Consider the following 13,750-nt stretch of genomic DNA (forward strand, 5'->3'; position numbering starts at 1 on the left):
GCAAACCAGAAAGGGGGGATTGGATTGGCGATAGAATTGGCAAAGCGTGTTCTCGACAAATTAGAAGAACATGGCTTCGAAGCTTACTATGTGGGTGGTTGCGTCCGCGATTGGCTTTTACAACGACCTGTTCATGATATAGATATATGTACGAATGCCCATCCCGGCGACGTCATCCGATTGTTTCCCGATCATGTCCCGACTGGTCTGAAACACGGTACTGTGTCTGTAAAAGTCGAGGGGCAGATGTTCGAGGTAACCACGTTTCGGACGGAAGGAAAATATGAAGATTACCGTCGACCCGATGAGGTTCAGTTCGTTTCAGAACTTCGGCTCGATCTGGAGCGACGAGATTTTACGATGAACGCAATGGCAATGGATCGTAATCAAGTATTGCACGACCCGTTCTGTGGACGAGAGGATATGGAGAATCGGCTGGTTCGGGCTGTAGGCTTCCCGCTAGAGAGATTTCAGGAGGATGCCCTTCGGCTTTTACGAGGAGTACGATTTGCTTCCCAGTTAGGTTTTGCTATAGAAGATCAGACTATGCTTGCCATGAAACAGACGGCACCTTTGTTAGCTCATATTGCTGTGGAGCGGATAAGAGAAGAGCTGAATAAAACGCTCGACAGCAAAGCCCCAGAGGTAGGTTGTCAGTTGTTGAATGAAACGAAGCTCATGGCTTGTGCTCCTGATGTAGAAAAACTGTTCGTCCTCTCAAATGAGCAAGTCTGGCGGCTCCATCATTTGCAAACCGTGACGCAAAAATGGTCGTTGCTACTGTTTGCGGCGAATTATTCTCCCGTGCAATCGCGTGAAGTATGTCAGTTCCTCAAAATGTCCAAACGGGAAACAGAAGCAATTTGTTGCTTGGTTGGACTTTTGACACGATTGCAGCCGCAATGGGATGTCCCTCAATTGATCGAGTGGGGGCCATTGCTGCTTGAAGTCGGGTGGGACACGTGCAACGAGTTCGCCATTTTATTGCAAGCGTGTTGGTGGAAGGAGAGGCAATCGTTTTCGATACAAGCACTCATCGATCAATACGAGAGCATGCCTGTCAAAACTCTTAAGGATTTGGCAATCACGGGGCTTGATCTGCAAATGGCTATTCAGAAAAAGCCAGGCGAGTGGATTTTCCGCGTCTTGGAATCGTTGCTAAGACAATCGGCTCTGCACGGTTTACCAAATACACCAGAAGCACTCGTCGAAGTTGCAAAGAAAGAGGTTGCACAAGATGAACATTAAGCAAGTCATCCTTCAAGCATTCCGTGACCAGCCGGGCAGTTTCATCTCTGGTGAGGAATTAAGCCAAACATGTGGTTGCTCCAGGACGGCGGTTTGGAAACACATCGAAGAGCTGCGCCGTGATGGTTACGAGGTAGAGGCGGTACGCAAATCGGGGTATCGCCTGCTGGTTGCCCCTGATCGCTTGTCAGCAGCTGAAATCATGGCTGGACTTGCGACGGATCGGATCGGACAGAATGTCATCGCTTACGATGAGGTCGTATCTACACAACCACTCGCACACGAGGCTGCGGCAAAAGGGGCAGTGGAAGGTACGATTGTGCTGGCAGAGCTGCAAACAGGTGGGAAAGGCAGACTAGGTCGACCATGGCATTCTCCGAAAGGTACGGGGATTTGGTTGAGCTTGATCATCCGTCCTGCGATTCCTTTGCCGAAGACACCTCAGATGACGTTGCTAACGGCAGTGGCCGTAGCGAAAACGATTCGGGAAGAGACGGGGTTGCCTGTCAAAATCAAATGGCCGAATGATATTTTTATCGGTGACAAAAAAGTATGCGGGATTTTGACAGAACTGAATGCTGAATCGGATCGAGTCAATTATTTAGTAATCGGAATTGGGCTCAATGCCAATAGTGTCGAGTCTGATTTTCCATCTGAACTGGCACAGATTGCGACTTCGCTTCGAAGTGAATCTGGCGAGCCACTCAAGCGTGTTTCGTTTATCCAGCGGCTTTGCCGAATCTTTGAAGAAGAGTACGACCACTATTTGCAAGCTGGCTTCGAGCGTGTAAAAAAAGAGTGGGAGGATCATTCGTACACCATTGGCAAATGGGTGACGCTCCAGACGATTTCACAACAGCTTGAAGGTCGTGCCGTTGGCTTGGATGAGGAAGGCGTACTCAAGGTCGAGGATCAAGCGGGGCAGATTCACAAAGTTTATTCGGCTGATGTCAATTATCGTGCAAATGATTAAATCATTTGCTATACTCCAATTTGGAGGCTGTATCACTTCGTGAACGGTACTTCCGGAGTAATTTTGTATAGATCGTGTAATCTTAATGCAATACGTGTATGGACAAAAATCTGCTCAGAGCCTGTGTGGACCGAGACAGAAGGAATCCGTTGGACGCATGATGTCTTTTTGACATGGACAACCTTCTCCCGATTGACGCGAGAAGGTTTTTTTATTCCTCACACGATCCACGGGCTTGATGCGAAAGAGGAGAAATGAATAATGGCAACAAACGACAGACCCATTACGACTTCGAGTATCCGCAAGAAAAAAGAAACACGAACCCCGATTACCATGGTGACCGCCTATGATTATCCGTCAGCCAAATTAGCTGATGAAGCTGGCGCTGATATGATTCTGGTTGGTGATTCATTGGGAATGGTTGTACTCGGTTATGACTCCACCATCCCTGTTACGATGGAGGATATGCTACACCATACGAAAGCAGTAACGAGAGGGGCCAAGCGTGCATTTGTCGTGACGGACCTACCTTTCCTGAGTTATCACGGAACGCTTGAGGAAGCGGTGAAAAACGCGGGCAGACTAATGCAAGAAGGGCTGGCCAAGGCGGTCAAAATGGAAGGGGGCCGTGAATTAACCCCTATCATTACACGTTGTGTACAAGCAGGCATCCCTGTCGTTGGACATATTGGACTTACCCCGCAATCGGTCCATCAATTAGGTGGTTACAAAGTGCAAGGCAGAGATCTGGAGGCAGCCAAAAAATTGTTGGACGAAGCTCTTGCCATTCAAGAAGCGGGTGCATTCGCCATTGTTCTGGAATGTGTTCCGGAAGAGGTTGCAGGCATGATTGCTGACAAGCTGGACATCGCTGTGATTGGGATCGGAGCGGGTGTAACTTGTGACGGGCAAGTGCTGGTGTTCCATGATCTGGTCGGCTACGCATCGGATATCACACCGAAATTCGTTAAGCGTTACGCAAACATCGGAGAAACAATCCGTGAAGCCATTGAGACCTATAACAAAGAAGTCGAAGCAAGAAGCTTCCCAGGGCCTGAGCATGTGTTTCATGCCTCTGAAGAAACGATCAAGGAATTGTACGGGGAAGGAGTGAAGCAGTCATGATGCAAACGATGATGCAGCAAGTCTCCACAATTGAAGAGATGCGCGTTCATGTAAAAGAAGCACGTCGGCAAGGCAAAACGATCGGGATGGTGCCGACCATGGGGTTTCTGCATGAGGGACATCTCAGCTTGGTGAAAGCTGCCCGTAAAGTATGCGATTTGGTCGTGATGAGCATTTTTGTAAACCCGCTGCAATTTGGACCGAATGAGGACTTTGAACGTTATCCGCGCGATATCGAACGCGATAGCAAAATGGCAGAAGAAGCGGGAGTGGACTTCCTGTTTACCCCGGAAGTCAGCGAGATGTATCCGAAGCCGATGTTGACCAATATTTCAGTTGCGAATGTGACGTCTCCATTGTGCGGAGCTTCTCGTCCAAGTCATTTTGATGGCGTATCGACCGTTGTCAATAAATTGTTTCAAATTGTCCAGCCTGACTACGCCTTTTTTGGACAAAAGGATGCTCAACAGGTAGCCGTTGTGACGCAAATGGTTTACGACTTGTCGATGCCAGTTCAAATCGTTCCATGCCCAATTATACGCGAAGCGGATGGACTTGCCATGAGCTCTCGAAATGTATACTTGTCAGCAGACGAGCGAACCCAAGCGTTAGTGCTATCTCAGAGCTTGAAGCAAGCAGAAGAATGGTTGGGAGAGGGCATGGCTCTTTCAGAAATCAAAGATCGAGTGACGCAAACAATTTCTGAGAAGCCGCTGGCTGATATTGATTATGTGGAAATCTTGAGCTATCCAGCGCTTACTCCAGTCGAGCAGGAAACAGCAGGTCAAACTATCCTCCTCGCACTAGCTGTTCGTTTTGGCAAAACACGACTGATCGACAATACGATTACAACAATCAAGTAGAGTAAAGGGAGGAATTCTTAGTGTTCCGCACCATGATGAAAGCAAAGATCCATCGCGCAACGGTAACTGAAGCAAACTTGAATTATGTTGGCAGTATTACCATCGACAAAAATTTGTTGGATGCACTGGATATTTTGCCAAATGAAAAAGTACAAATCGTCAATAACAACAATGGCGCACGTTTGGAAACATACGTCATCGAAGGTGCTCCAGGCAGTGGCGTCATTTGCTTGAATGGAGCAGCTGCACGTCTCGTACAGGAGGGCGATATCGTCATTATTATTGCCTATGCGATGATGACGGATGAAGAGGCGAGAACCTACAAGCCGCGTGTCGCCATCATGGATGAAAAAAATCAGATCAAAGAATTGATTGCAGAAGAAGTACACGCGACGATTCTGTAAGCGATCTGTCGCCTCCTGCATAGAGCCACCTGCCTTGTGAGACAATGAAAGTACTCATGCCTCATAGGGGGTGGCTTTTCTTGTGAAAATCGAAGACTGGTTCCATACGCTTCGTAACAAAGCGCAGACGATTGAAGAGAAGTGGCAGGGGGCTTCTGAACAAGAGCGCCTTCAGCTCGCGGAACAATTATTTCAATTGCGTCAAGTAAGCGATACAGTCGTAGACTTGTGGCTTCAATTCGAAGAAAAATTATCGAATGCCATTCGTAGTATCAAGGAAATGGAAGGACAGCTTCCGGCAGAAGAGAAAAAGACGCAACAGTCGCAGGTGAATACAGAAGCATCAAATGCCGTTGAAACGAAAAAAACAGCAGACGGAAAAAAGAAAGACCATTCCCCGGAAACAAATCTATACGAGCCGATTTTTCGTCGTGGGGAAGGATTTTATCATTTACGCATGTTCCAGGACGCGAAAAAGTGTTTTGCAGAATTAGTCCAAAAATCGCCAGACTGGGAAAGTGGACGCCTGTACTACGCCTACAGTCTCCTCTTGTGTGAGGAGAAAGAATTAGCCTTTCGGGAATTCCGTCTACTCGGCAGGACAGCAAGCTCACCTACCATGGTGGCCATCAGCTTCAATGCCATGGGATGCATACTGGCAGAAGAGGAGCAATGGTTAGAGGCGGCACAAGCTTTTAAGACGTCTCTCGAGATCAAGCCAGAACAAGAAGAAGCTAAATACAACCTCGCGCTATGCTATTTAAGGGATGGCGATGCACAGGAAGCTTTGGACGAATTGGAACCGTATCTAGAAAAAAACGAGCACGATTGGGAAGCGCAGATGCTATGGCTGCGTGCTGCCAAATTACTGCATACGATGGATCAGACGGTGGAATGGAGCCCGCCGAAAGGGTTGCAGCTGCCGACACGCGATTTGGACAGCGATACTCTTCAGGAAATGGCTTCTCTATACGAAACAGTGGGCAATTACCACCGGGCACAAATTTGCTATCACTTTTTGACCGAGCGTTCCCCAAAAGATGGGTGGACGTGGCATGGTTTGGCCTGGAATACTTGGCTCATTGCGGGTACGAAGCGCGCATTGACGCTTGTCAAAAAAGCAATCAGTCTTGCTCCCGAAAATGACGACTTTCTTTTTAGTTATGGCTGGATGCTGTTGTTTGATGGAAGGGTAGACGAAGCGATCAAAGCGTTTCGGATCATGCTGGAGAAAAATCAAGACAATCGCCTCGGACAATCCGGGATGATTTCCGCATACGAAAAGCTGGGGGATACACAAGAGGCGAAACGATTGGCAAAATATTTCCTGGAAGACGCTGAGCCATATGTACGTTCGCTAGGGTATTTTCATCTGGGAAGAATCGCGGTTGTGGAGGAAAATTGGCGCCTAGCTGAACAGTATTTTCAACGGGCATTGCCATTCGCAGAACAGTTATGGGAAATCCCCATCTATCTACAATTGTGTGCAAGTAAGCTCGGTCAATCAGAAATGCAAACCGAGCTCGTACAGCCTTAAATGTACAGGAGAGCAGGAATATTTCCCATCGTTGCCGAATGTGAATGGGTGCGGATTGAATGTTTCCGCCCAGGTTACGAGGTGACAACGTTTGAATCGATTACTAGTTGTAGATTTTGAGACGACGGGAAGCCATCCACGCCAAGGAGATAGCATCATTCAGATTGGTGCAGTCGCAATCGATGACGGGCAGATTACCGAGAGTTTTTCCACCCTGATTCATCCGGGCCAGGATATTCCCCCATTTATTACCCAATTAACAGGGATTACCAATGAGATGGTTGCAAATGCTCCTTCCTTGGAAGAAGTGTTTCCAGATTTCTTGCGTTTATTGGACGGACGAGCTTTTGTTGCACATAATGCAAGCTTTGATCTCCAATTTTTACAAGAAGCCCTGCTGAGCCAGGGCTATTATGCGTTCGACGGCTATGTGCTTGATACAGTGGAGCTATCCCGCGTTCTTTTGCCGATGCAAAATAGCTACAGACTCGGAGAACTGGCGTCTGAGCTGGAAATAGAGCACGATAATCCCCATCAAGCAGACAGCGATGCACTTGCCACGGCGCAGCTCTTTCTCCACTTGCTAGATATTTTAAAGAAATTGCCGCTTGTGACGATCCAGCGGCTGCAGATGCTCGTCTCTTCGTTTCGCTCTGATATCGAGGTTCTTTTACGTCAGATCGAAATGGAAAAGCTCATAGAGCTGCCAGAGCTGGATGGAACGCCAACAGTAACTGATTCCTCAGACATGTGGGATATTTATCGTCAGCTGGCCCTTCGGAAGCGAGAAGAAAAAGCAACGGCGTCTTTGAAACGTCCTCATATCGATGCTAGGGTGACAAAAGCATTTGCTGATCAGCTCGAGGATGTTTTGGGCGAAAACGGGCATATGCAAGCTAAAATGTCGGGGTATCAACGTCGGGATGCTCAGGAAGCGATGATGCATGCCGTCTACGAGGCGATGGAAGATGGTGCCCATTTATTGGTGGAGGCAGGGACAGGCACGGGAAAATCATTAGCCTATCTCTTGCCGGGAATCATTTGGGCTCATCACAATCAGCAGCAGCTTGTGGTTAGCACCAATACCATTCAATTGCAGGAGCAGCTATTCCACAAGGAAATCGCTACCTTGCAGGAGTCGTTGCCGTTTTCCTTCACAGCTTCGACGCTAAAAGGCAGAGGAAACTACTTATGCTTGCGTAAATTTGAACAAGCCGTAGACGAACCTGTGGAAGGAAGCAGCCAAGAAATGCGGTTGGTCAAAGGACAAATGCTGACGTGGCTCACGCAAACCGTTACAGGTGACGTGGAAGAGCTGAGCATGCCTCCAAGTGGTCAACTGCTGTGGCAGCAGGTAAAAAGTGATACGAGCTCTTGTTTGAATCGGGCTTGTCCTTGGTTTAGCCGCTGCTACTACTTCCAGGCGAAGGAACGGGCACGCGATGTTGACGTACTCATCGTCAATCACGCCCTGTTTATCAGTGACTTGCAAGCGGAAAACAGAATCCTCCCTCCGTATGAAGTTGCTATCGTTGATGAGGCCCATCATTTGGAGGATGCCGCGACACAGCATTTAGGCAAGCAGTTTTCAACTACGCAGCTTCTCTTCTTGTTAGATCGTGCATCGGTTGAAGAGAGTGGGGCTATTGCCCGCTTCGCAGAAGAACTACAAAGCTGGATGCCTGCGGTACAAGAAGATGTCACTGCAAAGCTCCTGGAGTTGAAAAAGCAGTCCGCTTCTTTGCGAGAGAAAGCGCAGCAATGGACACAGCTCTTGTATGTATGGGCATCAGAGCGCGCGGAGGAGACGACAGACGCCGGACGTGAGACGGTACGTTATCGGATCGAATCGTTTGTAGGCAAACACGAGAAAATACGCAAAGTAACCAAAAAGCTGATTGAAGGGATGACAGCACACGCAGCGGGCATCGAGCAGCTTTTGCGAACCACTCCGCAAGAGGAAAAGCCTCCTTTTGCCGTACGCAGTCTGCTGACGGATTTATTCGGTCTCATCAAAGACTGGCAAAACGCCGTGGAACTGCTTCACTTCTTTTTGCTTGAGCAGGATGCCGAGTATGTATATTGGATGGAAGTAGAGTCCCGTACAGCTCGCAAGCAGGTTCATTTTTCAGCAGCACTCTTAAAGGTTGCCGACTCACTGGCAGAACCACTTTTCGCGCAGAAGCGGAGTCTGATCTTGACATCAGCCACTCTGACTGTCAAAAACAGCTTCTCCTACATCAAAAGCCAGTTTGGTCTCGACCAACTGCCTGAGGAACGAGTTCGTACCTTGTCATTGCAATCGCCGTTTCATTATGAAGAGCAGGGGTTGTTGTTGATTCCAGCTGATTTCCCCGCACCAGGCAAAGAGAGTGACCATACGTATTTGGAGGTGGTTATTCAGGGATGCGTTGATGTCGTATTGGCTTCAAAAGGAAGGACGCTGATTCTGTTTACCTCCCACTCGATGCTGCGACTCGTTTACCAAGCAATGAAGGAACGACTTGCGGACGCCCCAGAACCGTATACGTTATTCGGTCACGGCATCGATAGCAACAATCGGAGCAAGCTGGTACGTCTGTTCCGAAGCATGGAGAGAAGTGTTCTGCTAGGGACGAGCAGCTTCTGGGAAGGTGTCGATATCCAGGGGGAATGGCTGAGCAGTTTAGTCATTGTTCGCCTCCCGTTTGCTCCGCCGAATCATCCTGTTTATCAAGGCAGGGCAGAACTTTTGAAGGCAGAAGGTAAAAACGCCTTTATGTCTTTGTCTCTTCCACAAGCCGTTTTGCAATTCAAACAAGGTGTGGGGCGATTGATTCGCCATCACTTGGATCGCGGGGTCGTGATCGTATTCGACACGCGTGTGGTTGAGTCGAGATATGGACGTTCATTCCTTCAATCTTTACCGCCATTTCAGATCGAAAGTGGTTCATGGCCAACGCTGCGAGAGCGCATAGATCCATTCCTTAGTATGCAATCCCTGTCAGATTCATAAAATGAAGCAATAGTCTCATAGGGATTAAGGTGATAAAATAAATGTTAGGGAAAAAAGCGTGGTGTTGGTGGATTGTGGTTCTCTGTGCGATTTTCCTTTGCGCATGCTCGATTGACAGTCATTTGCTAGAAGCAGCAGTGAAGATCGAAGACCCGTTTGAAACGGAGACCGAACAGGAATTTTCTGGTCTCATTATCAGCTACTTGGCACTTCCTCATGGTGAAAGTACACTTTTGAGAATGCCAGGTGGCAAGACGATGCTGATTGATACGGGTGCGGCAGAAGATTGGCCCGTTCTTTCGGCGCGTTTGGCAGAGCTTAAGATCACACGGCTCGATTATGTGGTGTTGACGAACGATCAGCCTGAATATATGGGAGGCTACGCTTCATTAAGCCAGCAAGTGCTTGTAGATGCCGTCATTTTACCCAAGCTGATCTCACCTTCGATTCGTCATGTCGTGCTGCTTCGCCCCAAACAAAAGCAGATGGAAGCAGAGCAAGGACAAGTACTCACGCTTGACCAAGAAATCTCCATGGAAGTGTTGCTTCCGAATGAGCCGTTATTTTTATCGCCCCAGAACAATTCTCTCGTTTTTCGATTGATGCACGGTCAATTGCGGTTTTTATTTATGAGTGCCGTGAATGAAAAAGCAGAAGAGCGATTGTTGGAACAAAAAAATGACAAGCTGAGGGCGGAAGTGCTCAAGGTAGCCGGTCAGGGGAGCAATCAAGGGTCTTCGCAACCCTTTCTGACGCAGGTCGATCCGCAGGTCGCCATTATTCAAACAGGCCGATCGCGTGATCAAATGAAAGAAGGTCAGACGGAAGTTATGGAGCGCTTGGGTGAATCATGGGCCGAGACATATGTTACCAGCCACGATGGTTCCATTACCATTTTATCGAATGGGAAAGAATATCGGATTTTGAAGCAAAAGAATTAGGGGGGAAGACCGAACGTGGCAAAACACGAAAAGATTTCAGAAGCGGTCGTCCGTCGTTTGCCGATTTATCTGCGTTACCTCAGTTATTTGCAGCAGGTTGAGGTGACCACCGTTTCCTCCCAACAGATGGGCAAGAATCTTGATGTGAATCCTGCCCAAATCAGAAAAGATCTTGCAGCTTTTGGTGATTTTGGAAAAAAAGGAATCGGCTATGATGTCGATTATCTGGTGGAAAAAATACGTGAAATCCTGAAGCTAACGGATGAAATCCGTGTGGCTTTGGTCGGAGCTGGACATTTGGGCCATGCCATTAGTAACTACAACGCTTATTTGAAAGATAACATGCGGATTGCGGCCATCTTTGACAGTAACCCCGAGAAGCAGGGCAAAAAGGTCGCAGGTATACTGATTCAGCCTTTATCAGAGCTGGAAGAAACGATCGTAAACAAGCAGATCAAGCTGGCGATTATTACGGTACCAGCACCTGCAGCGCAATCCGTATGTGATCAGTTGACTCAAGCGGGTATCAGGGGGATCTTGAATTTTGCCCCTACGACGATTCGCGCAGGAAAAGATGTTCGCATTCACTATGCAGATGTGACGTCCAACCTGCAAAGCTTGGCCTACTACTTGACGTAAGAACGGAGTGTATATTATGAAAAAGACGATCCTCATTCACGCAACAGTCATTACCGTTAACGATACGAATGAAGTCATTTACGATGGTGCCGTAGCATTCGAAGGCAACAAGATTACGTACGTGGGCCCAACGCCTGAGGACCTGTCGGAAGCAGGATACGATGAAGTCATCGATCAAAAAGGAGACTACATACTGCCTGGATTGATCAACACACATGGACACGCTGGCATGTCCCTCCTACGCGGTTATGCAGATGATTTGCCGCTGCAACAATGGTTGGAAGACAAAATGTGGCCATTGGAAGCGCAATTCACGGGAGACACAGTAAAATGGGGTACCCAACTGTCGCTCATCGAGATGATTCGCACTGGAACCACTACGTTTGTGGATATGTATGATCATATGGATGTCGTGGCAAAGGAAGTCGATGCAGCTGGAATGCGTGCACGCCTGTGCCGAGGTATGATCGGTCTGTGCTCTGAAGAAGAACGTCAAACAAAGCTGAAAGACGCGACTCTTTTTGCAAAAGAATGGCATAATCAGGCAGACGGTCGGATTACCGTCATGATGGCACCGCATGCTCCATACACTTGCTCGCCAGAATTTATTACCCAAATTATCGAAAAAGCCGATGAGCTTTCCTTGCCGCTTCATATCCATATGTCTGAAACCGCTTGGGAAGTCGGTCAAAATGAGAAGGACTACGGGCTGCGTCCAGTTGCGCATTTGGAAAAGCTGGGAATGTTCAATCGCCCAACGCTCGTCGCGCACGCTGTTCACCTGACGGATGAAGAAATCGACATTTTGGCAAAATACAACGTGAGAGTTTCTCATAACGTTGTGAGCAACCTGAAGCTGGCAAGCGGTGTTGCGCCTGTTCCGAAAATGTTGGCAAAGGGTGTCAGCGTATCGCTGGGTACCGACAGCTCGGCAAGCAACAACAATTTGAATTTGTTTGAGGAATTAAAACTCGCTGCGATCCTGCACAAAGGTGTAAACAACGATCCAGTAGCCGTACCTGCAGAGGAAGCACTTCGCATGGCTACACGTTATGGGGCAGAAGGAGTATTCCAAGAGGAAACGCTTGGAAGCATTGAAGTAGGCAAGCAAGCCGACTTGATCGTGCTAGATAGTCACCAAGCACATTTCCACCCAGCCCACCAACCGATTTCACACGTGGTGTACGCAGCAAATGGACGAGATGTGAAAGATACGATTGTAGCGGGTAAATTTTTGATGCGTAATCATAAACTGTTGACCATCGATGAGGAGCGCGCGATTTACGAAGCGAACCGCGTATTCCAAACGTTAAAACGGTAAAAGGCTCCTGTCAGGTGGGGGACAGGAGTAAGGCAGTGCAGGTGTAGGTAGGGGAATTGGATACTACGACGTTCCGTTGTTCATATTCGCCACAGCTTTTGTCAGGAGATGATGGCGAAAATGAAGAGTGGGTGTGTGCGACCATTGACGCAAGGGAGACGACAATCCTGCCCAGGAGACGCGGTATTCCTGCAACAGAAACCCAAGTATGTCAGGAGATGTGGTTTGTTGTGAAGCTGTCACGCGCTCACCTCCTCGGGGTGTATATGTAGTATGACCGCCCGACCTTAAGCTATGATTAGCAACTTTTCCGTGTCGTTCTAAAACCTTCCCGTATAGCATAGGCTAAAGACAAAAATGGGACAGGGGGGACGACATGTACATCCGGCCCAAAATGCTGTGGTGGCTCATTCCTATCCTACTCGGTCTATTCCTCCTCGGTATTGTATTGGGGACAGTAAGTCGATCAGCCAATACAGACAGCACAGATACTGCGTCTGCGGTCAGACAAACAGCAGGTACGGAGCAGACTACGACGACTGTAGAAGAGCTTTTGGAGCAGATCACGAAGGACGAGGAACGCTCATTTCTGGTATACATGCAGGATCAGACTTTGCATGGACGATATCGAAATGAACAATTTCAGCTCGCAGGAGAAATAGGTGGCCACCAGCTTGAAATAACCAGAGAAGATGGGCAGCTAGTGTCGGTGCGAATTGATGGCCAGATACAGGATCATGCCGCACTGCCTTATGCGCTGTTCACCCCGTATGAGCACGCAGCATTACTCAAGGGAGTTATGCAATCTGTTCGTCCTGAAAGTCTGAAAGATACTGCAGGGCAAGGATGGAGTGGATATCGGTTAGCGGTACCACCTGAGGAAGTCTCTTCGCTATTATCGATGTGGTTAGGTCCATCCTTCCCCATTCATGATTTGACTTCGAACGTAACGAACGGAATTAAAGTCAGTTACCAACTATGGTACGAGTCAACTACGGGGCAGCTTCGTCAACTGGAGCTGGATTTGCAAATACAAACGGCAGTTGGAGTGAAGAGAGACCAGCTTCGATTCCGATTGTAATGTCAGCCACGTAAAGGAGTTACTTTGCTGTGTTAGTACGAATTATCCTATCAATTGTAGCCGTCATATTACTTACGGGAGCAGGATTCGCCTATCATTTGACGGCTTCTGTAGCAGGAGAGCGTAACCAATTCGAGGAGACCGTTCGTCAGTGGGTCCAAGACCGCACGACAATCACGGAGATTGAATCCATTGATGAATATCGAGGCAAGGAGAGCTACGCGGTCGTCATTGGGAAAAATAAGGCGGGGACACCGGTTGTAGCTTGGATAACAGATCAAAAAGTTAGTTTCGATCGAATGGATCTAGCTGTTCCAAAAAAGAATGTAGAAGACGCGGTCTACAAGTCATTCCCGCAATCGGAGATCACTCATTTGGTTCCTGGTCTCGAAAACGACAAGAAATTTTGGGAAGTCACTGTTAAAGACAAAGACGGTCGTTTTCACTATGTTCACTATGATCTATTCACTGGTGCTCTGCTAACTTCTTACGTGCTTGCGCCAACCTAATACACTTGCGTGACGACAGGCCTTTTCCTTATGGGAGAAGGCCTGTTTGGCATTCCATCCAACATCTGTATAAGAAATTGATATACTCATATGATATACTGGGGTCGTTGCAGA

At 48.1% G+C, this 13,750-nt stretch carries 13 protein-coding genes; 12 read left to right on the forward strand and 1 reads right to left on the reverse strand.

Annotated features, from left to right (window positions below; genetic code table 11):
- The first annotated feature begins 24 nt into the window (after positions 1 to 24).
- The 10 genes from ACFYU8_RS01725 to ACFYU8_RS01770 all read left to right on the forward strand — a co-directional run bounded on the left by ACFYU8_RS01725 (position 25) and on the right by ACFYU8_RS01770 (position 12,046).
- Entirely contained in the window at positions 25 to 1,248 is a 1,224-nt protein-coding gene (locus ACFYU8_RS01725) for a CCA tRNA nucleotidyltransferase (RefSeq protein ID WP_390296411.1), read from the forward strand.
- Positions 1,238 to 2,221 carry a biotin--[acetyl-CoA-carboxylase] ligase gene (locus ACFYU8_RS01730; protein ID WP_390296409.1) on the forward strand — a complete coding sequence of 328 codons (984 nt, stop codon included), beginning with the start codon at positions 1,238 to 1,240 and terminating at the stop codon, positions 2,219 to 2,221. Before ACFYU8_RS01725 ends, ACFYU8_RS01730 begins: the two co-directional genes overlap by 11 nt.
- 261 nt (positions 2,222 to 2,482) lie before the next feature.
- Positions 2,483 to 3,346 (forward strand): 3-methyl-2-oxobutanoate hydroxymethyltransferase, encoded by an 864-nt coding sequence (gene panB, locus ACFYU8_RS01735; protein ID WP_390296407.1) that lies wholly within the window; start codon positions 2,483 to 2,485, stop codon positions 3,344 to 3,346.
- The gene (panC, locus tag ACFYU8_RS01740) at positions 3,343 to 4,209 is read left to right on the forward strand and encodes a pantoate--beta-alanine ligase (RefSeq protein ID WP_390296405.1); all 867 of its coding nucleotides are present in this window, start codon (positions 3,343 to 3,345) and stop codon (positions 4,207 to 4,209) included. The genes panB and panC overlap by 4 nt, the downstream gene beginning before the upstream one ends.
- Before the next feature lie 20 nt (positions 4,210 to 4,229).
- The gene (panD, locus tag ACFYU8_RS01745; RefSeq protein ID WP_007723146.1) at positions 4,230 to 4,613 is read left to right on the forward strand and encodes an aspartate 1-decarboxylase; all 384 of its coding nucleotides are present in this window, start codon (positions 4,230 to 4,232) and stop codon (positions 4,611 to 4,613) included.
- An 82-nt stretch (positions 4,614 to 4,695) separates the two neighbouring features.
- The gene (locus ACFYU8_RS01750) at positions 4,696 to 6,150 is read left to right on the forward strand and encodes a tetratricopeptide repeat protein (RefSeq protein ID WP_390296403.1); all 1,455 of its coding nucleotides are present in this window, start codon (positions 4,696 to 4,698) and stop codon (positions 6,148 to 6,150) included.
- A 91-nt stretch (positions 6,151 to 6,241) separates the two neighbouring features.
- Positions 6,242 to 9,145, forward strand: a complete 2,904-nt coding sequence (gene dinG, locus ACFYU8_RS01755) for an ATP-dependent DNA helicase DinG (RefSeq protein WP_390296401.1) — start codon at positions 6,242 to 6,244, stop codon at positions 9,143 to 9,145.
- 41 nt (positions 9,146 to 9,186) lie between these two features.
- On the forward strand, positions 9,187 to 10,086 hold the full coding sequence (locus ACFYU8_RS01760) for a ComEC/Rec2 family competence protein (RefSeq protein ID WP_390296399.1): 900 nt from the start codon (positions 9,187 to 9,189) through the stop codon (positions 10,084 to 10,086).
- Between the two features lie 15 nt (positions 10,087 to 10,101).
- Positions 10,102 to 10,725, forward strand: coding sequence for a redox-sensing transcriptional repressor Rex (locus tag ACFYU8_RS01765; protein ID WP_390296397.1), 624 nt, complete (start codon positions 10,102 to 10,104; stop codon positions 10,723 to 10,725).
- Between the two features lie 16 nt (positions 10,726 to 10,741).
- Positions 10,742 to 12,046 (forward strand): amidohydrolase, encoded by a 1,305-nt coding sequence (locus tag ACFYU8_RS01770; RefSeq protein WP_007723137.1) that lies wholly within the window; start codon positions 10,742 to 10,744, stop codon positions 12,044 to 12,046.
- 63 nt (positions 12,047 to 12,109) lie between these two features.
- On the opposite strand, the gene ACFYU8_RS01775 is transcribed toward ACFYU8_RS01770, so the two are convergent.
- Positions 12,110 to 12,289 (reverse strand): hypothetical protein, encoded by a 180-nt coding sequence (locus tag ACFYU8_RS01775; RefSeq protein ID WP_390296395.1) that lies wholly within the window; start codon positions 12,287 to 12,289, stop codon positions 12,110 to 12,112.
- Positions 12,290 to 12,422: 133 nt separating this feature from the next.
- Between ACFYU8_RS01775 and ACFYU8_RS01780 the strand changes: the two genes are divergently transcribed.
- On the forward strand, positions 12,423 to 13,127 hold the full coding sequence (locus tag ACFYU8_RS01780) for a hypothetical protein (protein ID WP_390296393.1): 705 nt from the start codon (positions 12,423 to 12,425) through the stop codon (positions 13,125 to 13,127).
- 29 nt (positions 13,128 to 13,156) lie between these two features.
- Entirely contained in the window at positions 13,157 to 13,636 is a 480-nt protein-coding gene (locus tag ACFYU8_RS01785; protein WP_390296391.1) for a cell wall elongation regulator TseB-like domain-containing protein, read from the forward strand.
- Positions 13,637 to 13,750: the final 114 nt, after the last annotated feature.

The organism is Brevibacillus sp. NPDC003359, assembly GCF_042878995.1.
Classification (GTDB): Bacteria; Bacillota; Bacilli; order Brevibacillales; family Brevibacillaceae; genus Brevibacillus.